Consider the following 21,574-nt stretch of genomic DNA (forward strand, 5'->3'; position numbering starts at 1 on the left):
AGCCCCTTGATCGCTCAAGGGGCTTTTTCTTACCGCGGCGAGCCGATTATTTGTCGGCCGCGTTGGTGATGGCATTGCCCGCCCGGGACATGTCCTTGCCCATGCCGGCCACGGTATTGCAACCGGCCAGCACGAAGCCGAACACGACAAAGGCAGTCAGCACGATCTTGCCGCGCATGCTGTAGCTCCTGAATGAAAAAAAATGAAGACGCCCGGCCCTAGGCGATCTGCACGCGCAGTTCGCCCAGCCCCTCGACGCCGCCCGTGATCACGTCACCCTGGCGCACGGCGCCCACGCCTTCGGGCGTGCCGGTGAAGATGATGTCGCCGGGCTGCAGCTCGAACAGGCCCGACAGGTACGAAATGCTTTCCGGCACGTTCCACAGCATCTGCGAAATATCGCTGGACTGCTTGCGCTCGCCGTTGACGTCCAGCCAGATGGCGCCCTTGTCGAGCGTGCCGACGACGCTGCGCGGATGGATGGGGCCCAGCGGCGCGGATTGGTCGAACGCCTTGCCGATTTCCCAGGGACGGCCCTGCTTCTTCATTTCACCTTGCAGGTCGCGGCGGGTCATGTCCAGGCCCAGCGCGTAGCCCCACACGCATTCATTGGCCTGCTCGACGGGGATGTCGCGGCCACCCTTGCCCAGCACCACGACCAGTTCCATCTCGTAGTGCAGGTTGGAGGTCTTGGGCGGATACGGCATCTTGCCGGTCTCGCCGTCGGCCACGAACAACACGGCGTCGGCGGGCTTGCAGAAGAAGAACGGGTCCTCGCGGCCGGTGAATCCCATTTCCTTGGCATGCTCGGCGTAGTTGCGGCCCACGCAGTAGACGCGACGCACGGGGAACAGCGCAGCGCTGCCGGCAACGGGAACCGCGACGGGGGGCTGGGGAGGTAAAACGTAGTCCATGAGCTATCAACCTATGACAAATACGTGACCGGAAAACCGGCGAAACATGTTACCCCGACGCCGCGCGCTTGGCATGCCCTGTCACCCCGCGATAGGGGCGTTGTTGTTCTTGGGCGGCCGGGCGTTTGAAAAGCACTCGCGAGTGTATCCCTTTCTGCGCCGCGTGCGCGGACCGGATGAGGTCGGCGCCCACAACACAACGGCGCGGCGGCGACCGGCGCGCAGCCGTCGCGGCCGCGCCGCTTCGCATGGCCGGCCGGCGCAATACCGGCACGGCCCGATCACGATCAGCCCTTCGCGTAGCGCTCGGCGCTGCGCACGATTTCCTCGTGCGCGGCATCGACGCCCTTCCAGCCCTTGACCTTGACCCACTTGCCCTTTTCCAGGTCCTTGTAGTGCTCGAAGAAGTGCTGGATGCGGGAGATGTCTTCCGCCGGCAGATCTTCATAGGACTTGATGTTGCGGTACGGGGGGTACAGCTTTTCGATCGGCACGGCCAGCAGCTTGGCGTCGCCACCCGACTCATCGTCCATTTCCAGCACGCCGATGGCGCGGCAGCGCACGACGGCGCCGATCTGGATGGGGAACGGGGTCAGGACCAGCACGTCGGCGGGGTCGCCGTCTTCGGACAGGGTCTGGGGAATGTAGCCGTAGTTGCACGGGTAGTGCATGGCCGTCAGCATGAAGCGGTCAACGAAGATCGCACCGGAATCCTTGTCGACCTCGTACTTCACCGGGTCGGCGTTCATGGGGATTTCGATGATGACGTTGAAGTCTTCCGGCAGCTTCTTGCCAGGGGAGACGCGATCAAGACTCATGGTTCAACCTTGTTTGTCTGAAAGGATATTCAAATCGAGCCGTCGTCCTTGAACGGCGGCTTGGTGGTCGGCACGGGCGCCGCGGGCGGCGTGGGCTTGGGAGCGGGCGCCGCAGGGGCCGGCGCGGGCGAGTACGTGGGCACCGGCTCATCGAAAGCGGCCGCGGGAATCGGGGCGCTGTCGAAATACTCTTCGATGTCGGACGTGCCGCGGGCCAGCGGGGCGTCCTCGGGGGCCAGGGCGCGGTCGCGCTGCGCGTTGCTGACGCGCGCGTCCGGGTCCAGCACGTAGTCGGAGGCGGACGCCGCGACGGCCGGCGGCAGGGACGGGTAGTCGCCGCCGACGTCCGCATCGGTGTCCGTATCGGACAGGCCCACGGCATAGCCGCCTTCGGCATCCACGCGGTAGGGATCCGAACCCGTATCGGCGGCAGGCAGCGCCGCGTCCGAGGCCAGCACCGGCAGGGCCATGCTGGCGGCCGTTGCCAGGCGCCAGTGGCGGACCGCATCGGCCGGACGGTCGAGCCGATCATAAAGACTGCCGAGCAACGCGTGCGTCTGCGCATCGCTGCGCCGCGCGAGGCTGCGCAGCAGGTAGCGTTCGGCCTGACCCCAGAGCTGTCCGTTCAGGCAGAGCATGCCCAGGGCGGTCAGCAGATCGGGATCGGTCGGACGCTGCTGCAGCCAGGTCTCGGCCTTGGCAAGGCGCCGCGACACCTGCTCGACTTCGCAGCGCGCGTAGGCAGCCACCAGGGCGGGATTGAATTTGACCGCGACGGCCGATTCCAGGACGCGGGCCGCTTCGTTGGCTTCGCCCGCGGCTTCGAACGCCGCCGCGCCCGCCAGGGCGATCTCGGGCAACAGGCGTTCCTCGGCCTTCAGGTCTTTCCAGATGGCGCGCCAGGCATCGCTGCCCGCGGCGGCGCGCAGGCGCGCGGACCCGGCGGCGTCGATCAGGAGATCGGCTTCGTGGCGGCCCATCGCGTTGCGGCGCAGGAGCCCGCGCGCCAACGTGAAGACCTGTTCGGGGTGATTCAGCGCGGTATGCGCCCGCAGCAGCAGGCGCATCGTGTGCAGGTGGCGTGCGCCGCCGTCGGCCAGGGGCGCCAGCACGGTCAACGCCCGTTCGGCGCGGCCCTGGTCGAGCAGCATGTCGGCCGACACCGTGGCCGTGGCTTCGACCAAGCCGGGATCCGTGCCGGCCTGCTCCTGGGCGGTGGCCAGCAGGCGGTCGCGCCGGTCGAATTCGCCCAGGCCGTGGGCGGCGCGGCCCGCCGACAAGGCCGCCAGAACGCGGCGCGTGCGCACCTTGGTCTGGTCCAGCAGCTTGGTCAGGTCTTTTTCGGCGTGGGTGTAGCGGCCTTCGAGCAGGCCGATCCAGCCGCGTTCGAGCAATTCGTGGTCGCGCGCCTGCGCACGCTTGCCGCGCCAGGCCCGGACACGGTCCGGGATGGCGAGCAGCCAGGCCAGCAGGCGCAAGCCCACGTACAGGATGACGAAGGTCGCGACGATGAGCAGGACAGCGAGCGTCAGCGACATGTCGATGCGCCACGGCCACACCAGCAACAGCACGTTGCCCGAATGCGAACGCAGCACCACCGCCAGGGCGACGGCGACGACGGCGAGCAGAAGGGTCCAGAACCAGGTACGCATAAGCCTCAGTCCTGATCGCTGGTCTTGAAGCCGGCGGCCCGCAAGGCGGCCACGGCGTTCAGGCTGTCCGCCACGTCCGGCATGCGCACGGCGATGTCGGTCTGGGCCAGTTCGCGCGCCAGGTTCTGGGCGGCGACGGTGTCGGGCGAGCGGCCATCGAAATACTTGGAGAGCGTGGAGCCGACGTTGTCGAGTTCGCTCTTCCAGACCGAGGGCTGGCGCATCAGCATGGCCAGTTGCGCCGTCAGCAGGCGCTGGCGCAGCGTGCCGCGCACCTGGTCGGCCTGTTCGGGCGACAGCAGCAGCGCGGCCGGCTCGTCCACGCGCTGGATGGTAATGAGCCCGCCGAGTTCATGGGCCAGCGCGGACCCCGCGCGGCCGGGCCAGGAGGCCACCTCGGCGCGCCAGCGCTGCCACCAGGGCGCATCGGCAGGCAGGTCGGCCTGGGGATCGACGGCGGGGGCCGGCGCAGGCGGTTGGGCCTGGCCAACCGGCGCCACGCCCGGGGACACGGCATCGGGCACCAGCAGCGGCGCCTTGCCGACCAGGGCAACCAGCCGTTCGATGCGCGCGGATTGCGCCGGGATGTCCACGGTGGACACGGCGCGCAGGCGGTCCAGGTCGCCGTTGATGGATTGCTGCAGGCTGGAGAACCGCGGACGGTCCGCGCGCGCCAGTCGAGACTGGGCGGTTTCCAGGGCAACGATGGCGTTGGAAACGTTGCCCGCCAGGCGCAGTTGCTGGTTGGCGATGGTCAGCAGGCGCTCGACATCGTTGGCCAGCAGCTCGTCGCTGGCGCTGTCGTTGAAGTTCTGCCAGGCCTGCTGCAGGGCGTTGTACTGGCTTTGCGTTTCGCGCAGGGTGTCTTCGAGTTCCGCCACGCGCCCCGCCTGCGCCTGCGCAAGGGCGAGGGCTTCGCGGGTGTCCTTGCGGGCTTGGGCCACGTCAGCGCTCAACGTGTCGATGCGGGTGGCCACTTCGCGGCCGGCGGATACGAACTGGGTGCGCTGCTTCCACAACGCATACCCAAGGCCCACGGCCAGCAGGATGACGATTATCAGGGCGGTGACCATCGGGCCACTGCGGCGCTTGGCCGGACGGGCCTTGACGGAGTCGGCCGGGGCCGATGCGGACGCGCTTGCGTCCGGGGCGGCCGGATGAACGGCCGGATCGGTAGCGGGAGTCTTGTCTGTCATGACGCGATTGTATTCGGTGTCAGTCCGAACCAACGAATCAAGCAGCAACAAAAGCCTGGAATATCGACTCGTCGTTGGGCAAGCAGATTTTTACCATCGCCGGACCGCCCGCGCCATCGCCCGCCTGCGGCACGCGCCGCGCCAGCGAGGGATGCGTCAGCACGAAACGGCAGCGCCCCCACCAGTCGGCAAGACCCGCGGAGTCGAGCTGGCCGCGGATGGCATCGGCGCCCTCCCCGCTGGTGACCAGCCAGGTGACGGCGACGCCCGCATCCGCCCAGTGGCGCAGGGCGTCAAGCTGGGCGGGCGTCCATGCGGCCGGCCGCCGCTGGTACGCGGCATGGCGCGTGACGCTGACGCCATGCGCCTGGAGCGTGTCGCCCAGCCAGTCGCGGCCCTGGGTGCCGCGCACCAGCAGCACGCGGGCGGGCAGGCTCGGCTGCGCCTGCAGCACGCGCCACAGGGCTTCGGAATCGTGGCTGGGCGCGGATTCGTCGGGGTGCAGTACTGTTGTATTCGCGCCAAAATGACCGGTCTGGCGCAGCGCCTGCGCGCTGGCGGGGCCCACGGTGGCTGCGGCCACGTGCTCAGGCCAGGCGATGGCGCCGTCCACGAGGACGATCTGGTCCAGATACTGGCGGGCCGCATTGCCGCTGACGAACACGACCAGGTCGTAGTCGGCAGGCCGCGGCAAGTCCTCGGACGCAATGGACAGGGGATGGATTTCGAGGGCCGGCAGGATAGAGGCCTGCCAACCGGCGCCGCGCAAGCGGTCGGCAAGCGTTTCGTTGCGCCCGGCGGGCCGCGTCAGTACGGCGATGCGCGGCCCAGGGGCGGCTGCAAACGCCGGGCCCATCAGCCGGGTCCGTCGGGATGGAGCAAGTCGCGAAGAATGGCCTGCGCGCCCCCGTCCAGCAATTCGTTGGCGGCAGCTTCGCCGATGGCCTCGGCCTCGCTGACAGGACCCGTGCGGACTGCCCGGACGATACGGGCGCCATCGGGTGAAGCCACCAGGGCGCGCAGCGACAACGTGTCGCCGGAAATCTGGGCGAACGCCGCCAGGGGCACCTGGCACGAACCGCCCAGCTTGCGCGACACGGCGCGCTCGGCCAGCACGCAGGAGGTCGTGTCCGGGCTGACGAGCGGCGCCAACCAGGCGCGCATATCGTCGCGGTCGTCGCGGATTTCGATGCCCAAGGCGCCCTGCCCGGCGGCCGGCAGGCTGTCGGCGGGGTCCAGCAGGCTGCGGATGCGCTCGCCCAGGCCCAATCGGTCCAGGCCCGCCGCCGCCAGCACGATGGCGTCGTAGTCGCCCTTGTCGAGCTTGCCCAGGCGCGTATCCAGGTTGCCGCGCAGGGGCTTGACCACCAGGGCGGGGAACCGGGCGCGGATCTGGGATTCGCGGCGCAGGCTGGACGTGCCGACGACGGCGCCCGCGGGCAAGTCAGCCAGCGAGGCATAGCGGTTGGATACGAAGGCATCGCGCGGATCCGCGCGATCGAGGACGGCGCAAAGCTCGAACGGGGCATGCAGCTCAACCGGCACGTCCTTGAGGGAGTGGACGGCGAGATCTGCGCGCCCGTCGAGCAGCGCGGTTTCGAGTTCCTTGACGAACAGACCCTTGCCGCCCACCTTGGACAGCGTGCGGTCGAGGATCTGGTCGCCTCGGGTCGTCAGGGTAAGAAGTTCAACCGCGCACGCTGGGTACAGCGTGCGCAGCCGATCGCGCACATGCTCGGCTTGCCACAGGGCAAGCCGGCTGGCGCGGGTCGCGATGACCAGGCGTTGCGGTAGAGACACGTGACGCCATCAAACGAAGTTGGAGACGATGACCGTCGCGACTACCCCGAGGATGGCCAGCACGAACAGGCCTTGAAGAAGGCTAAGGCCCGATTCGGATTGCTGGGGATCGGTGGATCTACGCAGACTCATGTGCTGATTCCTTGGAAGCGTTCTTGCGGCTTGCAAGCCACCGTCCAAGGACAACAACCAGCAAGGCGCCAATGATTTCTGCGCCGATTTTAACCGCAGTCGGCTGAACGCCGAATTGACGTTCGACAATGACGTCGGTGATCAGCATGCCGCCGGCGATCCAGCCCAGGAGCGCAGCGCCGAACGTGACGACCAGCGGATAGCGGTCGATGAGCTTGAGCACCAGCGTGCTGCCCCAGATGATGATCGGCACACTGACGATCAGGCCGAAGGCAACCAGGCCGATCTGGTGGTCGGCGTGGGCGTTCTGGGCCGCGCCGGCAATGGCGATGACGTTGTCCAGGCTCATCACGAAGTCAGCGATGATGATGGTCTTGATGGCCGCGGCGATGGATGTTCCGCCCTTCACGTTGCCATGGGCATCGTCTTCGGGAACGAGGAGCTTGACGCCGATCCAGACGAGCAACAGGCCGCCCACGACCTTCAGGAACGGGATGGACAGGAGCGTCAGGGCAAAGGCGATCAGGACGACACGCAGAAGGATCGCACCCGCGGTGCCCCACAGGATGCCTTGCATCCGCTGCTTGGGCGCCAGGTTGCGACAAGCCAGCGCGATCACGACGGCATTGTCGCCGCCGAGCAGGATGTCGATGAGGATGATCTGGAATACCGCTGCCCAACTCAGCGTCTGGAAAAACTCAAGCACTTTGAACCCCCGAAGGCATTTATAAAAAGAGTGGCCGGTCCCGGCCCGGCCGCTCCTGCCGTGCTTGCGCACGGCAGGAAATTTCAGAAAAACATATTATTGTAGTTCAGCTTTCAGTCAGCTTTCTGACGCATCAGCAAAACTTTACCAATCAACAGGACCATCACCGCACCCAATGCGCCCGACATCAGCGCGAAACTGTGCTGTGTCACACCCAACGCGGCATCGATGCGCGCCACGGGTTCCTGCAATGCGGGATCGCCCACCAGCAGTTCGCCTGCAATGAAGCCCAGCAGCGCCGCGCCGACCCAGACGATGAGCGGGAAGCGTTCAATGACTTTCAAGAGCAACGTGCTGCCAAAGATAACCAGGGGAATGCTGATTGCCAAACCAAGCACGAGCAAGGTCGTGTCACCCATTGCCGCGGCGGCCACTGCCACCACGTTGTCCAGGCTCATGACCAGGTCGGCGATCATGATGGTGCGGATGGCGGTGAGCAGGTTGCCATGCGACTTGCCGGCACCGTCTTCTTCTCCTTCGGGCAGCAGCAAGGTCACGCCAATATAGACCAGGAGCAGCGCGCCGATCAGCTTGAGCCACGGCAGCAGCAACAGCTTGGCCGCGACGAGCGTGAGCACGATACGCATGATGATCGCTGCGGCGGAACCGACCACGATCGCTTTTTTCTGTTGCGCCGGAGGCAGTGAACGCGCCGCCAGCGCAATAACCACGGCGTTGTCGCCTGATAGCAGAATGTTGACCCAAATGATCTGGAGCAACGCGATCCAGAATGCCGCTGAACTGAGTTCCATGCCTCTCTTTCCTAGGTGTGATCCCCCTAGGACAAAACCAAATTAATGGATGAAATGAAGAAAACAACGTACTGACCGTCTTGGTGCGAGCCCGACGGCATTCTTGCTGGGTACGTGCGAAATTTCTTTCATTATAGTTTCGTTCAGCTTTCCGTATGATTGGCCCGACCGCGTCCTGGACGCGGGATTACCCTAGGAAAAGCTAAAAAATCCAGACGAAAAAAAGCCCGCCGAAGCGGGCTTTTTGCAGCGCAATGCTGAAACTTACAGCACCGACTTGAGCAGCTTGCCCATTTCGGAGGGGTTGCGCGTGGTGCGGATGCCGCAGGCTTCCATGACTTCCAGCTTGGCGTCGGCCGTGTCGGCGCCGCCGGAGATCAGCGCGCCGGCGTGGCCCATGCGCTTTCCGGGAGGCGCGGTGACGCCAGCGATAAAGCCGACGACCGGCTTCTTCATGTTGTCCTTGGCCCACTCGGCGGCGTTGACTTCGTCCGGGCCGCCGATTTCGCCGATCATGATGACGGCGTCGGTGTCGGGATCGTCATTGAACAGCTTGAGCACGTCGACGTGCTTCAGGCCGTTGATGGGGTCGCCGCCGATACCGACAGCGCTGGATTGACCCAGGCCCAGTTCGGTGACTTGCGCCACGGCTTCGTACGTCAGGGTGCCCGAACGGCTGACGATGCCGATGCGGCCCTTGCGGTGGATGTGACCCGGCATGATGCCGATCTTGATTTCGTCGGGGGTGATCAGACCCGGGCAGTTCGGGCCCAGCAGCAGCGTCTTGCTGCCCTTGGCCTTCATGCGGTTCTTGACTTCCAGCATGTCGCGGACGGGAATGCCTTCGGTGATGCAGATCACCAGGTCCAGTTCGGCTTCGACAGCTTCCCAGATGGCGGCAGCAGCGCCCGCGGGCGGCACGTAGATGACGGACACGGTGGCGCCGGTGTCGGCCTTGGCTTCCTTGACCGACGCGAAGATCGGCACGCCTTCGAAGTCTTCACCCGCCTTCTTGGGGTTCACGCCGGCCACGAAGGCGGCCTTGCCATTGGCGTACTCACGGCACATGCGGGTGTGGAACTGGCCCGTCTTGCCCGTGATGCCCTGGGTGATGACCTTGGTGTCCTTGTTGATCAGAATCGACATTGTGAATCCTTGATTTTCTCTTTACTTGACGGCGGCTACGACGCGGGTGGCGGCTTCGGCCATCGTGTCGGCGCTGATGATCGGCAGGCCCGAATCGGCCAGCATCTTCTTGCCGAGTTCTTCGTTCGTGCCCTTCATGCGAACGACCAGCGGCACGTTCAGGTTCACGGCCTTGCACGCGGTGATCACGCCTTCGGCGATGACGTCGCAGCGCATGATGCCGCCGAAGATGTTGACCAGGATGGCCTTGACGCTCTTGTTGGCCAGCATGATCTTGAAGGCTTCGGTGACCTTCTCGGCCGTGGCGCCGCCGCCGACGTCCAGGAAGTTGGCCGGCTCGCCGCCGAACAGCTTGATGGTGTCCATGGTGGCCATGGCCAGGCCGGCGCCGTTCACCAGGCAGCCGATGTTGCCGTCGAGCTGGATGTAGGCCAGGTCGAACTTGCTGGCTTCGATTTCAGCGGGATCTTCTTCGTCCAGGTCGCGGTAGGCGACGATTTCCGGGTGACGGAACAGGGCGTTGGAGTCGAAGTTGAACTTGGCGTCCAGGGCGATGATGTTGCCCTTGCTGTCGCGGTTCAGGGGGTTGATTTCGACCAGGGAGGCGTCGGTGTCCATGTAGCACTTGTAGAGCTTCTGGAACACGTCCACGGCTTGGGCGGTCGAGTCGGCGGGCAGGCCGATCGCGTTGGCGATCTTGGTGGCTTGCTCGGCGGACAGGCCGGTCAGCGGGTCGATGTATTCGGTGATGATCTTTTCGGGGGTGGAGTGAGCCACTTCCTCGATGTCCATGCCGCCTTCGCTGGAGGCGATGAAGGCGACCTTCTGCGTGGCGCGGTCGGTGACCAGCGAAACGTAGTATTCCTTCTGGATGTCGGCGCCGTCTTCGATGTACAGGCGACGGACCTTCTGGCCTTCGGGGCCGGTCTGGTGCGTGATCAGCTGCATGCCCAGGATTTCGGATGCCAGCTTGCGGACGTCATCCAGCGAGCGGGCCAGCTTGACGCCGCCGCCCTTGCCGCGGCCGCCAGCGTGGATCTGTGCCTTGACGACCCAGACCGGTCCACCCAGCTTTTCAGCGGCAGCCACGGCCTCGTCGACGGAAAGAGCGGGGATCCCGCGCGGCACGGGGACGCCAAATTGCTTCAGCAGTTCCTTGCCTTGATACTCGTGGATTTTCATGTGTTACCTGTCAGGACGTATGAGAAAAAGAAGGTGAATCGGAGGACGACTCGGCCGATGCCTCAGCGCTACCCCCGGTGTACCACTCGGGATAATGCTCAGCCACCACAGGGCCGCCAGTGCTGAGCGCATGGCAGCCGTCCAGTTGGAATGGACGCCGGTTCGGGTTGATTTCCTGCCGCCGGCGGTTGGCCATGGTCTGGACCGCCGCGGTGGGAAGCACCTGCGACAGTTCGGTCATGTGCGTACAGCCTTCCACATGCCCGAACCGCTCCTTGACCTGGCGACGGAACCCCTTGAGGAGGTTCATGCCGATCAGGTCAGTGTACGCCGGCTCGATGGCCTTGCAATGCTCGCCATAAGGCGCCGCGTCATAGACGGCCTGGGCCGCCACGATCGAGAATTCCTCGTCGATAGTGATGCGCAGGAGCATGTGGTGGATGGGTTGCCCGGCCTTGAACATCTCGCCGTCGCGCTTGGGAAAATCGTACGCCTTGACGTCGATAAGCTCGGCTTCCAGATCCCAGTTGCCGTCATCGCGCGCGTACGACTGCACACGTATGGAACGCGTATGCAGCGGTTGGCGAGGACAATCCGGCGGTGGCAAGGGCATGCGTGGGGCCTGCGGGGCAAAGATGGCCTGCGCAAATGGTGCGCGGCAACAAAACCTTCAAAGTATAGCGCAGGCCGCCACGCAACAATCGTATTAATTGGCCGGCCGGTGTTTCCTGGCGGCCCGGATACGGTTCCATGGCGCGAAACCCGGCTGGCGCCTGGGGCGCGAGCCGGGTTTCTGGGTGGGCCGTCGGGGGCGGCCGTCGGGGTTGGGATGCCCGGCTCGGGCGCCGGGCCGGGGCCGGACGAGCGTCAGGCCGCTTCGCGCAGTGCGCGGGCCGCCTGCACCATGCCGATCAGCGCGGCCTGCGTTTCGGGCCAGGCGCGCGTCTTCAGGCCGCAGTCGGGGTTGACCCACAGACGCTCCTTGGGCAGCCGGGCGGCGGCCTTGTTCATCAGGTCCACCATCCAGCTCACCTCGGGTACGTTCGGCGAATGGATGTCGTACACCCCCGGACCGATGTCGTTCGGGTAGCGGAAGTCCTCGAACGCCTTGAGCAGCTCCATGTTGGAGCGGGACGTTTCGATCGTGATCACGTCCGCGTCCATCGCCGCGATGGATTCGATGATGTCGTTGAACTCCGAATAGCACATGTGGGTGTGGATCTGCGTTTCCTCGCGCACGCCGGCGGTCGACAGGCGGAAGCAGTCCACGGCCCAGTCCAGGTAGGCCTGCCAATCGGCGCGGCGCAGCGGCAGGCCTTCGCGGATGGCGGGCTCGTCGATCTGGATCACGCTGATGCCGGCAGCTTCCAGGTCAATCACCTCATCGCGCAGGGCCAGCGCCAGTTGCCGGCAGGTCTGCTCGCGCGGCTGGTCGTCGCGCACGAAGGACCACTGCAGGATGGTGACCGGGCCGGTCAGCATGCCCTTGACCGGCTTGTCGGTCAGCGATTGCGCATAGGACGACCACCCCACCGTCATGGGCGCGGGCCGGGCGACGTCGCCGAAGATGATCGGCGGCTTCACGCAGCGCGAGCCATAGCTCTGCACCCAGCCGTTTTTGGTGAAGGCGAAACCGGCCAGCAGCTCGCCGAAATACTCCACCATGTCGTTGCGCTCGGGTTCGCCGTGGACCAGCACGTCCAGGCCCACCTTCTCCTGGAAGCGGATGACTTCCTCGATCTCTTTGCGGATCGCGCTCTCGTAGGCGGAATCGGTCAGCGCGCCAGCCTTCCAGTCGCGGCGCAGCGCGCGGATCTCGGCGGTCTGCGGGAAGGAGCCGATCGTGGTGGTCGGATAGGCCGGCAGGCCCAGTTGCGCTTGCTGGTGAGCGATGCGGGCGGCGAACGGCGCGCGGTCGCGCGACACGCCCGCGGCCGCGGCCATGCGCTGCGCGACGGCCGGATTATGGATGCGGGTGGAGGCGCGGCGGGCGGCCAGGGCGGCGCGCTGCCGGACAAGGCCCTCCTGCACCGACGGATCGGTGGCGTTGGCCAGCGCACGGCCCAGCAGGCTCAGTTCATCCAGCTTCTGGGTGGCAAAGGACAGCCAGCTCTTGAGCTCGGCGTCCAGCTCGGTTTCGTTGTCCAGGTCGACGGGCACATGCAGCAGCGAGCAAGAAGGCGCCAGCCACAGACGGTCGCCCAACTGGCGTGCGATCGGCGCCAGCGTGGCGATGGCGGCGTCCAGGTCGGTGCGCCAGATGTTGCGTCCATTGATGATGCCCGCGGACAGGACCTGCCCGTCATTCAGACCGGCAACCACCTCAGCCAATTGTTCGGGCGCGCGCACCAGGTCCACATGCAGACCGGCCACCGGCAGGGCCTGCGCCGTCGACAGGTTGTCCTTCAGGCCGTCGAAGTAGGTGGCGACCAGCAGCTTCACGGGGCTTGCGGACAGCGTGGCATAGGACTGCAGGAACGCCTCGCGCCAGGCCTGCGGCAGGTCCAGCGCCAGGATGGGCTCGTCGATCTGCACCCACTGCACGCCCAACTTGCCCAGGCGCGCCAGCACTTCCTCATACACCGGCAGCAGCGTCGCCAGGAGTTGCAGCTTGCCGGCGTCGGCGGCGCCATCGGCAAAGGCGTCGCCCTTGCCCAGATACAGCCAGGTCAGAGGTCCGGGGATCACCGGCTTGACCTCCAGCCCCAGCGCCCGGGCTTCATTGACCTGTTCAAACAGGGATTCGCGCGCGATGCGGAAGGTCTGCCCGGGCACCAGCTCGGGGACGATGTAGTGATAGTTGGTGTCGAACCACTTCGTCATTTCGCACGCGGCGGCCGGGTTGCCGGACGGGGCGCGGCCGCGGCCCATGCGGAACAGCGTATCCAGCGAGACCGGCTCATTGTCTTTCTGGCCAAAGCGCGCGGGCACCGCGCCCAGCAGCGTCGTCCACTCCAGGATCTGGTCGTACCAGGCGAAATCGCCCACCGGCACGAACTTCATGCCGGTGGCGGCCTGCAGCTTCCAATGCCGGGCGCGCAATTCGCGGCCCGTTTCTTCCAGCGCTTCGGCGCTCTGCCTGCCAGCCCAGTAGGCCTCGACCGCGCGCTTGAGTTCGCGCTGGGCGCCGATGCGGGGGAACCCCAAATTATGAATCGTAGTCATGTGAATACCGCCATTCGACAAATTTTGTTCAAGTGACGATCATTCTGAGGCCAAATCAAAATGAATCAAAATCAATGTCTACATTCATAAGATGAAAAAATCTCATAAACTAGCGAGAACGCCAACCTGTCCTGGCCCGGAGCCCGCAGCCTCCCTCCCCTGCCGGGATCCGGTTCGAACGCCCGAAATGATCGCACCCTCATGCTAGAAGTCCGCCATCTCGAAACGCTGACCGCCATCCGCGAAGGCGGCAGTCTCCAGGAAGCCGCCGAGCGCCTGCACCTGACGCAATCGGCCCTATCCCACCAACTGCGCGACCTCGAAACCCGGCTGGGCACGCCCTTGCTGAATCGCCGGACCCGCCCAGCGCGGCTGACCACCGCCGGCCTGCGCGTGCTGGCTCTGGCCGACGAGGTTCTCCCCCGCATCCGCGCCACCGAACGCGACCTGCAGCGCCTGGCGGCCGGGCGCACCGGACGGCTGCACCTGGCGATCGATTGCCATTCCTGCTTCCAGTGGCTGATGCCGGCGCTGGACGCCTTTCGCGTCCAATGGCCCGATGTGGCCCTGGACCTGTCCGCGGCGTTCTCTTTTGCCCCGCTGCCCGCGCTGGTGCGCGGCGACCTGGACCTGGTCATCACGTCGGACCCGCAACCGCTGGACGCGGTGGAATACCTGCCGCTCTTCAAGTACGAGCTGGTGCTGGCGGTGTCCGAATCCAATCCGCTGGCCGCCAGCAAGTTCGTCATGCCGGAGCAACTGGCGGACCAGACGCTGATCACCTACCCGGTGGACAAGCAGCGCCTGGACGTCTTCACGGCCTTCCTGGACCCGGCGGACGTGGAGCCCGCCGCGATCCGCAAGGCGGAGCTGACGCCCATCATCGCGCAGCTCGTCGCCAGTAACCGGGGCGTGGCGGCCCTGCCCAACTGGGCGCTCACCGAATACATGAACCAGGGATGGCTGCGGCTTTGCCGCCTGGGCCCGCAGGGCGTGTGGCGCACGTTGTATGCCACCGTGCGCAGCGAGGACACGGATGCCTCGTACATCGACGAGTTCCTGACCATCACCCGCGACGTGTGCTTCAAGACCCTGTCGGGGATCAAGTCGGCGAAATAGCGGGACTTGCTTCGGCCTGCGGGCGCCGGCCCATGCGGGAGCCGGCGTCAGTCTTCGTCGCCCTCGCCCAGGATGCGCCGGATCACGTCGTGCGCGAAACCGCGGCTGGCCAGAAACCGCGCCTGCTTGGCGTAGGCCGTGCGGTCGTCGGGCTTGGCGCCGAAGCGCTTTTTCCAGACTTCCAGCGCCCGGTCGTATTCGGTGGCGCGAAGCTGGTCGCGCAGTTCGGCGACCTGGTTGTCATCGACGCCGTGCTGGCGCAGTTCCTGCACGATGCGCGCCGCCCCTTGGCGCGAAGCGCGCCGATGGACCAGGCTTTGCGCGAAGCGTTCAGTGGACAGCCAGCCCTCTTTTTCGAGCGCATCGAGCACGGTGGCGACTTCATCGGGATCTTCAGCGTGGGGCGCAAGCTTGCGAGCCAGTTCTTCGCGCGCATGTTCGCGCCGCGACAGATAGCCCACCGCCCGCATCTTCAGCGATGGCCCTTTGCGGGCCGGCCTGCCGTCAGCGGGTGTCGCGTCGTCGCCGTCCGACTCGGCGCGTCGCGGACGACCTGCGCTGCGTTGTTCGGAGCTGCGTTGCCAGACAGGGGCGCAATCATCGGCAGCGTCGTCCGCCACAACGGCGGGCTCGCGCGGCAGACGCGCATCGGAGGTGCGCCGCAAGCCTTGCGGTTTGGCGACCGTTTCGAATTCGTCATCCAGCTTGGCGCGTAGGCGCTCGGCTGACGCGGGAGTCGATTTCCAGCTCATGCGCGTTCCTGCTTGCTGTACACAATGCAAAACGGCAGGCCCGTCCAGGCGCCTGCCGCAGTTCGCCGATCCCGCATGAGGAACGGCAAGGGGTCTCGGCCGCAAGCGGGCTTGCGGCCGGTGAAGCGCCCCGGTTACTCGGCGGCGTCTTCCGCGGTGGGCACGAATTCGGCGGCGCGGCTGACAATGCCCTGGTTTTCGCGAACACGGTTTTCGATTTCGATGGCCATGTCCTTGTGCTCTTTCAGGTATTCACGGACGTTGTCCTTGCCCTGGCCGATGCGGTTGCCGTTGTAGCTGTACCAGGCGCCGGACTTGTCGACCACGTTGGCGGCCACGCCCAGGTCGATGATTTCGCCTTCGCGCGAGATGCCGGCACCGTACATGATGTCGAACTCGGCCTGTTTGAACGGCGGCGCGACCTTGTTCTTGACGACCTTGACGCGGGTTTCGTTGCCGACGACCTCATCGCCCTTCTTGATGGAGCCGATGCGGCGGATGTCCAGGCGCACGGACGCGTAGAACTTGAGCGCGTTGCCGCCGGTGGTGGTTTCGGGGTTGCCGAACATGACGCCGATCTTCATCCGGATCTGGTTGATGAAGATGACCATGCAGTTGGTCTTTTTGATGGTGGCGGTGAGCTTGCGCAGCGCCTGGCTCATCAGGCGCGCCTGCAGGCCGGGCAGCGAATCGCCCATTTCGCCTTCGATTTCAGCCTTGGGCACCAGGGCAGCCACCGAGTCGACGACGATCAGGTCGACCGAACCGGAGCGCACCAGCGCATCGGTGATTTCCAGCGCCTGTTCGCCCGTGTCCGGCTGCGAGATCAGCAGGTCGGCCAGGTTGACGCCCAGCTTGGAGGCGTACTGGACGTCCAGGGCGTGTTCCGCGTCGACGAAGGCGCAGGTGCCGCCCAGCTTCTGCATTTCGGCGACCACCTGCAGCGTGAGGGTGGTCTTGCCCGACGATTCCGGACCGTAGATTTCGACCACACGGCCGCGCGGCAGGCCGCCGACGCCCAGCGCGATGTCCAGACCGAGAGAGCCCGTGGAGACCACCTGGATGTCGTGCGAGACCTCGTTGTCGCCGTAGCGCATGATCGAGCCCTTGCCGAACTGCTTTTCGATCTGCGAAAGCGCCGCGGCAAGCGCCTTGGCCTTTTCCGAAGCGGCGGCCTTGGTGGTTTTGTCGTCCATGAGGAGTCCTGTCTGTAACGTATCTGGAAGTCGGGAAAATGCGGTTCTGACAGCGAAGTCAGACGGTCGAATCTGGCGGCCGGAGCGGACGGTTCCGTCGGCGCCTTGAGCTACGGATCAGATTATGGCATCGGATTGTACTGGACAAAAACCCAGTGTGCCAGTCTTTTGCACGTATACCCTGAGTGGCAAGCCCCGCGCCATATGACAGAATCCAGAGCGATCCCGGTATTTTCCCCTTTTTCCGCCGCCGGGCCGCCCCAGGCGGAAAGCGCGCCGCCCAGCGGCGGAAAGCGCGGCGGGTTTCATTCTTGCAGCAGCCCATGCGTATCCTGATCGCCGAAGACGACAGCATCCTGGCCGACGGCCTGTCCCGCTCGTTGCGCCACAACGGCTATGCCGTCGACGCCGTGCGCGACGGGCTCGCCGCGGATTCCGCGCTGGCCGCCCAGGCCTTCGATCTGCTCATCCTGGATCTCGGCCTGCCGCAACTGGCGGGACTGGAAGTGCTGCGCCGCCTGCGCGCCCGCAATTCCGCCCTGCCCGTCCTCATCCTGACCGCCGCCGACAGCATCGAGCAGCGCGTCAAGGGCCTGGACCTGGGCGCGGACGACTACATGGCCAAACCCTTTGCGCTGTCCGAGCTCGAAGCCCGCGTCCGGGCGTTGACCCGGCGCGGCGCGGGCGGCGGCGCCACCATGATCAAGCACGGCCGACTGCTGTTCGACCAGACCGGCCGCGTCGCCATCGTGGACGACCAGACGCTGGACCTGTCGGCGCGGGAGGTCAGCCTGCTCGAAATCCTCCTGACCCGCAGCGGTCGCATGGTCAGCAAGACCCAGCTCGTGGACCACCTCTGCGAGTGGGGAGAGGAAGTCAGCACCAACGCCATCGAGGTCTACGTGCATCGCCTGCGCAAGAAGCTCGAACCCAGCGGCGTGAAGATCGTCACCGTGCGCGGCCTGGGCTACTGTCTTGAGCGGGACCAGGGTGCGGCGTACCTCGCAAGCTGAGCCCTCGCCGGAGCCGCTCAACCAGGAAGCCCTGGATATCATGCAAGCCGGGTCCAAGGGCCCGAGCTTCGCGCCCCCGCAGCGTTCGCTGCTGGGCGAGATCCTGGACTGGATGCTGGCGCCCCTGTTTCTCCTCTGGCCGATGAGCGTCGCCATCACGTACGTGGTCGCGCAGAACATCGCCAACGTCCCGTATGACCGCGCGCTGGCCAACAACCTGCACGTCCTGACCCGGCAGGTCCACGCCCAGGACGGGCGCGCGGTGCTGAAAATGACCGATGCCGCGCGCGACGTGTTGCGCGCCGACGAGACCGACAGCGTGTTCTGGCTGGCGCTGGGCAGCCGGGGCGAATACCTGGGCGGCGACCGCGCGCTGCCCTTGCCGACCACCGTGGGACAGCCCAGGCCGGGCGAGGTGCAGTACGAAGACGACACGCTGCGCGGCTTCGGCATCCGGCTTGCGTTCACGTGGGTGGACCTGCACCTGCCCGGCACGCAGCCCGCGCTGCTGATCGTGGCCGAGACCGTCGAAAAGCGCACGCAGTTGGCCAACGACATCATCAAGGGCGTGATCATTCCGCAGTTCGTGGTGCTGCCCATCGCCGTGCTGCTGGTCTGGTTCGGCCTGTCGCGCGGGGTCGCGCCACTGAATGCGCTGCAGCAGCGGCTGCGGGCGCGGCGGCCCGACGACCTCTCGCCCATTGACGAGCGCGCCGCGCCGTCCGAGATCGCGCCGCTGGTCGCGGCCATGAACGACCTGCTGGACCGCCTGTCCGCCAACGTGCAGGCGCAGCGCCGCTTCGTGGCCGACGCCGCGCACCAACTGAAAACGCCGCTGGCCGGATTGCGCACGCAGGCCGAACTGGCGCTGCGCGATGCCAGCCCCGAGGAAATGCAATCCAGCCTGCGCCAACTGGTGACCGGCTCGGAACGCGCGACGCGGCTCGTCAACCAGTTGCTGCTGCTGGCGCGCGCAGAAAATCCCAGCGCCATCGGCCTGACGCGCACCGACATCAACGCCATCGCCTACGAACAGACCATGCACTGGGTCCCGCTGGCGCTGTCGCTCAGCACCGATCTGGGCTTCGAGGGCTCGGATACCCCGGTCGAAATCAATGGCAACCCCCTGCTGCTGGCCGAACTGCTCAACAACCTGGTGGACAACGCCTTGCGCTACACGCCCAGCGGCGGCCACATCACCGTGCGCGTGCTGCAGGCCGAGGGCCAGGGTGTGCTCGAGGTCGAGGACTCGGGCCCGGGCATCCCGCCCGACGAGCGCGAGCGCGTGTTCGACCGCTTCTATCGCGTGCTGGGCACGTCGTCCGATGGCAGCGGCCTGGGCCTGGCCATCGTGCGCGAGATCTCCCAGAAGCACCGGGCGACGGTTGTGATCGGCGACCATCCCACCGAATATTCCGACCTGCCCGGGACCCGGATCCGGGTCGCTTTCCCCCTGTACTCCCCCGCTTCCGAGCCGCTGGAAGGCTAAGGACTATCCCTAGCCCTCCCCAGGGAAGCTTACTATTTGTTTCAATTTTAAGATTCAAGTAAGGGTCCCGTCAGAACCTCGTCAGCGTCGCCCCGCAATGTGACGCATAGCTCGATGTCGGCCCCGCCGGCGGAGGGTGATGCACGGCGGAAAACCGCCGGCCAAAAACGAGGAGACATCATGAGCACAACTACCATGGCAGGCCGCGGTCCATCCGCGGAACCGCGTCCGATGACCAAGGAGGAGCGCAAGGTCATCTTCGCGTCATCGCTCGGCACGGTGTTCGAGTGGTATGACTTTTATCTGTATGGCTCGCTCGCGGCCATCATTGCCCAACACTTTTTCTCTGGCGTAAATCCCACCGCGGGGTTCATCTTCGCGCTGCTGGCCTTCGCGGCCGGTTTCGCGGTGCGTCCTTTCGGCGCGCTGGTGTTTGGCCGGCTCGGCGACCTGGTCGGACGTAAGTACACCTTCCTGGTCACGATCGTGATCATGGGCCTGTCCACGTTCCTCGTGGGCATCCTGCCCAGCTACGCCAGCATCGGCCTGGCGGCCCCCGCCATCCTGATCATCCTGCGCCTGCTGCAAGGCCTGGCACTGGGCGGCGAATACGGCGGCGCGGCCACCTACGTCGCCGAGCACGCCCCGCACGGACGCCGCGGTTTCTACACGTCGTGGATCCAGACCACCGCAACGCTGGGCCTGTTCCTGTCGCTGCTGGTCATCCTGGGCATCCGCACGTTCATGGGCGAAGACGAGTTCAAGGCCTGGGGCTGGCGCATTCCGTTCCTGATCTCGGTGGTGCTCCTGGGCATCTCGGTGTGGATCCGGCTGCAACTGAACGAATCCCCCACCTTCAAGCGCATGAAGGAAGAAGGCAAGGGCTCCAAGGCGCCGATCGCCGAATCGTTCGGCCAATGGAAGAACCTGAAGGTCGTGCTGCTGGCGTTGCTTGGCCTGACCGCCGGCCAGGCCGTGGTCTGGTACACGGGCCAGTTCTATGCCCTGTTCTTCCTGACGCAGACGCTGAAGGTCGACGCCAACACCGCCAACATCATGATCGCCATTGCGCTCCTGATCGGCACGCCGTTCTTCGTGGTGTTCGGCGCGCTGTCCGACAGGATCGGCCGCAAGCCCATCATCATGGCGGGCTGCCTGATCGCCGCAGCGACCTACTTCCCGATCTTCCAGGGCCTCACGCACTTCGCCAATCCGGCGCTGGCAAAGGCGCAAGCCACCGCGCCGGTCACGGTGATCGCCGATCCCAGCACCTGCTCGTTCCAGTTCAACCCGGTGGGCACGGCGTCGTTCACCAGCTCGTGCGACGTGGTCAAGTCGTTCATGGCCCGCAACTCGGTGAACTACCGCAACGAAGCGGCCCCCGCCGGCTCGGTGGCGCGCGTGAAGATCGGCAACGATGAGTTCGCGTCGTTCGACGGCAAATCGATGGCCCCGGCCGAATTCAAGGCCAAGGCCGCTGAACTCGACAAGGCGCTGACGGCAGCCATCCGCAGCCACGGCTACCCGGCCAAGGCCGACCCCGCCCAGACCAACAGCGTCATGGTCGTGGTGCTGCTGACCATCCTGGTCCTGTTCGTGACCATGGTGTACGGCCCCATCGCCGCCATGCTGGTCGAAATGTTCCCGACGCGCATCCGCTACACCTCGATGAGCCTGCCGTACCACATCGGCAACGGCTGGTTCGGCGGCTTCCTGCCTCCCGTCGCATTCGCGGTGGTGGCGGCCACCGGCAACATCTACGATGGCCTGTGGTATCCGATCATCATCGCGGTCATGACCCTGGTCATCGGCACGCTCTTCGTGCGCGAATCCAAGGACAACGACATCAACACCTGATAGACCATCCCCCGCCGGGCGGGACTGCTGCGCCTGCCCGGCCTTTCAAAAGCTCCTTATGGAGCTTTTTTTTTGCGCCCCACTTTCAGGACCATGTCAGACCGGCGCCGGTAGACTGAGCGCTCAGATTACGGCCTTGCGCAAGATTGCCTGACGATTGATCCCCCTGTCAGACGATTGCAGGGCTGGTGTTCTGACACCGATACCGCGTTCCCCGCGAGCCTTTTATGACGCGGTATTGCGTGCTCCCGTACCGGCCCGACTCTTCACTGAGCCGGGCCGCTTTTTTTGGCCCGCGCAAAAGAATGGCGGCCGCAAACGCAGCCGCCACCATCTAGCCTCGATCCTCGCAGCCGGCCTGGCGGCCGGTGTCGATCATCGACGCATGCCCACGCCGATCGCCACCACGCCCGCCACGATGGCGGCAATACCTGCCCAGGTCGGGATCGGCACCGACTTCTCGGTTTCCGCGGTTGCCTTCACGGAACCGATCTGCAGGACCGTTTCCTCGGACTTGTAGCTGAAGCCCTTGTACGCCAGGGCGGCCACGCCCAGGACGATCAGGATCGCGCCAATGATTTTCATGTTTTCTCTCCAAGTGCACGCTGGTGCGCCGGACATTACC

Annotated in this window: 21 protein-coding genes; 4 read left to right on the forward strand and 17 right to left on the reverse strand. The window is 65.7% G+C overall.

Annotated features, from left to right (window positions below):
* Positions 1–46: 46 nt before the first annotated feature.
* From ACZ50Q_RS20535 to metE, 14 genes are all read right to left on the reverse strand, one after another.
* Positions 47–178 (reverse strand): entericidin A/B family lipoprotein, encoded by a 132-nt coding sequence (locus ACZ50Q_RS20535; protein ID WP_008164311.1) that lies wholly within the window; start codon positions 176–178, stop codon positions 47–49.
* 40 nt (positions 179–218) lie between these two features.
* Positions 219–914: a fumarylacetoacetate hydrolase family protein gene (locus tag ACZ50Q_RS20540; protein WP_092581671.1), complete on the reverse strand. Its 696-nt coding sequence runs from the start codon at positions 912–914 to the stop codon at positions 219–221.
* A gap of 287 nt (positions 915–1,201) precedes the next feature.
* Positions 1,202–1,732: an inorganic diphosphatase gene (gene ppa, locus ACZ50Q_RS20545; protein WP_076519750.1), complete on the reverse strand. Its 531-nt coding sequence runs from the start codon at positions 1,730–1,732 to the stop codon at positions 1,202–1,204.
* Positions 1,733–1,761: 29 nt separating this feature from the next.
* Complete coding sequence (locus ACZ50Q_RS20550) at positions 1,762–3,384, reverse strand: heme biosynthesis HemY N-terminal domain-containing protein (protein ID WP_464079417.1); 1,623 nt, start codon at positions 3,382–3,384, stop codon at positions 1,762–1,764.
* A gap of 5 nt (positions 3,385–3,389) precedes the next feature.
* A complete protein-coding gene (locus tag ACZ50Q_RS20555) occupies positions 3,390–4,580 on the reverse strand; it encodes a uroporphyrinogen-III C-methyltransferase (protein WP_076521984.1) in 1,191 nt (396 codons plus the stop codon).
* Between the two features lie 37 nt (positions 4,581–4,617).
* On the reverse strand, positions 4,618–5,436 hold the full coding sequence (locus ACZ50Q_RS20560; RefSeq protein ID WP_464079418.1) for a uroporphyrinogen-III synthase: 819 nt from the start codon (positions 5,434–5,436) through the stop codon (positions 4,618–4,620).
* Positions 5,436–6,380, reverse strand: a complete 945-nt coding sequence (gene hemC / locus ACZ50Q_RS20565; protein WP_464079419.1) for a hydroxymethylbilane synthase — start codon at positions 6,378–6,380, stop codon at positions 5,436–5,438. Before hemC ends, ACZ50Q_RS20560 begins: the two co-directional genes overlap by 1 nt.
* Positions 6,381–6,389: 9 nt before the next feature.
* Positions 6,390–6,512: a hypothetical protein gene (locus ACZ50Q_RS20570; protein WP_042792647.1), complete on the reverse strand. Its 123-nt coding sequence runs from the start codon at positions 6,510–6,512 to the stop codon at positions 6,390–6,392.
* On the reverse strand, positions 6,499–7,218 hold the full coding sequence (locus ACZ50Q_RS20575; RefSeq protein WP_092581674.1) for a TerC family protein: 720 nt from the start codon (positions 7,216–7,218) through the stop codon (positions 6,499–6,501). The genes ACZ50Q_RS20570 and ACZ50Q_RS20575 overlap by 14 nt, the downstream gene beginning before the upstream one ends.
* Positions 7,219–7,331: 113 nt before the next feature.
* Entirely contained in the window at positions 7,332–8,030 is a 699-nt protein-coding gene (locus ACZ50Q_RS20580) for a TerC family protein (RefSeq protein ID WP_076519745.1), read from the reverse strand.
* A gap of 264 nt (positions 8,031–8,294) precedes the next feature.
* Positions 8,295–9,176, reverse strand: coding sequence for a succinate--CoA ligase subunit alpha (gene sucD / locus ACZ50Q_RS20585; RefSeq protein WP_076519744.1), 882 nt, complete (start codon positions 9,174–9,176; stop codon positions 8,295–8,297).
* 21 nt (positions 9,177–9,197) lie between these two features.
* Complete coding sequence (gene sucC, locus ACZ50Q_RS20590; RefSeq protein WP_076519743.1) at positions 9,198–10,358, reverse strand: ADP-forming succinate--CoA ligase subunit beta; 1,161 nt, start codon at positions 10,356–10,358, stop codon at positions 9,198–9,200.
* Positions 10,359–10,368: 10 nt separating this feature from the next.
* A complete protein-coding gene (locus ACZ50Q_RS20595; protein ID WP_076519742.1) occupies positions 10,369–10,971 on the reverse strand; it encodes a DUF2889 domain-containing protein in 603 nt (200 codons plus the stop codon).
* Between the two features lie 254 nt (positions 10,972–11,225).
* Complete coding sequence (gene metE, locus ACZ50Q_RS20600; RefSeq protein ID WP_464079420.1) at positions 11,226–13,523, reverse strand: 5-methyltetrahydropteroyltriglutamate--homocysteine S-methyltransferase; 2,298 nt, start codon at positions 13,521–13,523, stop codon at positions 11,226–11,228.
* Positions 13,524–13,724: 201 nt separating this feature from the next.
* On the opposite strand from metE, the gene ACZ50Q_RS20605 reads away from it, so the two are divergent.
* Positions 13,725–14,642: a LysR family transcriptional regulator gene (locus ACZ50Q_RS20605; protein ID WP_092581676.1), complete on the forward strand. Its 918-nt coding sequence runs from the start codon at positions 13,725–13,727 to the stop codon at positions 14,640–14,642.
* A gap of 47 nt (positions 14,643–14,689) precedes the next feature.
* Here ACZ50Q_RS20605 and recX read toward each other — a convergent pair whose 3' ends face one another.
* On the reverse strand, positions 14,690–15,394 hold the full coding sequence (gene recX, locus ACZ50Q_RS20610) for a recombination regulator RecX (RefSeq protein ID WP_464079421.1): 705 nt from the start codon (positions 15,392–15,394) through the stop codon (positions 14,690–14,692).
* A gap of 134 nt (positions 15,395–15,528) precedes the next feature.
* Positions 15,529–16,590 (reverse strand): recombinase RecA, encoded by a 1,062-nt coding sequence (recA, locus tag ACZ50Q_RS20615; RefSeq protein WP_063952854.1) that lies wholly within the window; start codon positions 16,588–16,590, stop codon positions 15,529–15,531.
* 323 nt (positions 16,591–16,913) lie between these two features.
* Here recA and ACZ50Q_RS20620 point away from each other — a divergent pair, with 323 nt between their 5' ends.
* From ACZ50Q_RS20620 to ACZ50Q_RS20630, 3 genes are all read left to right on the forward strand, one after another.
* The gene (locus ACZ50Q_RS20620) at positions 16,914–17,603 is read left to right on the forward strand and encodes a response regulator transcription factor (RefSeq protein WP_006225021.1); all 690 of its coding nucleotides are present in this window, start codon (positions 16,914–16,916) and stop codon (positions 17,601–17,603) included.
* 112 nt (positions 17,604–17,715) lie between these two features.
* On the forward strand, positions 17,716–19,092 hold the full coding sequence (locus ACZ50Q_RS20625; protein ID WP_464082021.1) for a sensor histidine kinase N-terminal domain-containing protein: 1,377 nt from the start codon (positions 17,716–17,718) through the stop codon (positions 19,090–19,092).
* Between the two features lie 195 nt (positions 19,093–19,287).
* Complete coding sequence (locus tag ACZ50Q_RS20630; RefSeq protein WP_464082022.1) at positions 19,288–20,949, forward strand: MFS transporter; 1,662 nt, start codon at positions 19,288–19,290, stop codon at positions 20,947–20,949.
* A 375-nt stretch (positions 20,950–21,324) separates the two neighbouring features.
* Here the strand turns inward: ACZ50Q_RS20630 and ACZ50Q_RS20635 are convergent, their stop codons facing one another.
* Positions 21,325–21,534, reverse strand: coding sequence for a hypothetical protein (locus ACZ50Q_RS20635; protein ID WP_008164281.1), 210 nt, complete (start codon positions 21,532–21,534; stop codon positions 21,325–21,327).
* Positions 21,535–21,574: the final 40 nt, after the last annotated feature.

It is taken from the genome of Achromobacter sp. T5-5, assembly GCF_055397965.1.

What these genes read in the sequence shown, in the direction of transcription:
- ACZ50Q_RS20560 (WP_464079418.1), bottom strand. Translation starts at nt 5,436, where the DNA reads ATGGGCCCGGCGTTTGCAGCCGCCCCTGGGCCGCGCATCGCCGTACTG.
- ACZ50Q_RS20535 (WP_008164311.1), bottom strand. Translation starts at nt 178, where the DNA reads ATGCGCGGCAAGATCGTGCTGACTGCCTTTGTCGTGTTCGGCTTCGTG.
- recA (WP_063952854.1), bottom strand. Translation starts at nt 16,590, where the DNA reads ATGGACGACAAAACCACCAAGGCCGCCGCTTCGGAAAAGGCCAAGGCG.
- sucD (WP_076519744.1), bottom strand. Translation starts at nt 9,176, where the DNA reads ATGTCGATTCTGATCAACAAGGACACCAAGGTCATCACCCAGGGCATC.
- sucC (WP_076519743.1), bottom strand. Translation starts at nt 10,358, where the DNA reads ATGAAAATCCACGAGTATCAAGGCAAGGAACTGCTGAAGCAATTTGGC.
- metE (WP_464079420.1), bottom strand. Translation starts at nt 13,523, where the DNA reads ATGACTACGATTCATAATTTGGGGTTCCCCCGCATCGGCGCCCAGCGC.
- ACZ50Q_RS20595 (WP_076519742.1), bottom strand. Translation starts at nt 10,971, where the DNA reads ATGCCCTTGCCACCGCCGGATTGTCCTCGCCAACCGCTGCATACGCGT.
- ACZ50Q_RS20570 (WP_042792647.1), bottom strand. Translation starts at nt 6,512, where the DNA reads ATGAGTCTGCGTAGATCCACCGATCCCCAGCAATCCGAATCGGGCCTT.
- ppa (WP_076519750.1), bottom strand. Translation starts at nt 1,732, where the DNA reads ATGAGTCTTGATCGCGTCTCCCCTGGCAAGAAGCTGCCGGAAGACTTC.
- ACZ50Q_RS20580 (WP_076519745.1), bottom strand. Translation starts at nt 8,030, where the DNA reads ATGGAACTCAGTTCAGCGGCATTCTGGATCGCGTTGCTCCAGATCATT.
- ACZ50Q_RS20620 (WP_006225021.1), top strand. Translation starts at nt 16,914, where the DNA reads ATGCGTATCCTGATCGCCGAAGACGACAGCATCCTGGCCGACGGCCTG.
- ACZ50Q_RS20555 (WP_076521984.1), bottom strand. Translation starts at nt 4,580, where the DNA reads ATGACAGACAAGACTCCCGCTACCGATCCGGCCGTTCATCCGGCCGCC.
- ACZ50Q_RS20635 (WP_008164281.1), bottom strand. Translation starts at nt 21,534, where the DNA reads ATGAAAATCATTGGCGCGATCCTGATCGTCCTGGGCGTGGCCGCCCTG.
- recX (WP_464079421.1), bottom strand. Translation starts at nt 15,394, where the DNA reads ATGAGCTGGAAATCGACTCCCGCGTCAGCCGAGCGCCTACGCGCCAAG.
- ACZ50Q_RS20540 (WP_092581671.1), bottom strand. Translation starts at nt 914, where the DNA reads ATGGACTACGTTTTACCTCCCCAGCCCCCCGTCGCGGTTCCCGTTGCC.
- ACZ50Q_RS20550 (WP_464079417.1), bottom strand. Translation starts at nt 3,384, where the DNA reads ATGCGTACCTGGTTCTGGACCCTTCTGCTCGCCGTCGTCGCCGTCGCC.
- ACZ50Q_RS20625 (WP_464082021.1), top strand. Translation starts at nt 17,716, where the DNA reads ATGCTGGCGCCCCTGTTTCTCCTCTGGCCGATGAGCGTCGCCATCACG.
- ACZ50Q_RS20630 (WP_464082022.1), top strand. Translation starts at nt 19,288, where the DNA reads ATGGCAGGCCGCGGTCCATCCGCGGAACCGCGTCCGATGACCAAGGAG.
- ACZ50Q_RS20605 (WP_092581676.1), top strand. Translation starts at nt 13,725, where the DNA reads ATGCTAGAAGTCCGCCATCTCGAAACGCTGACCGCCATCCGCGAAGGC.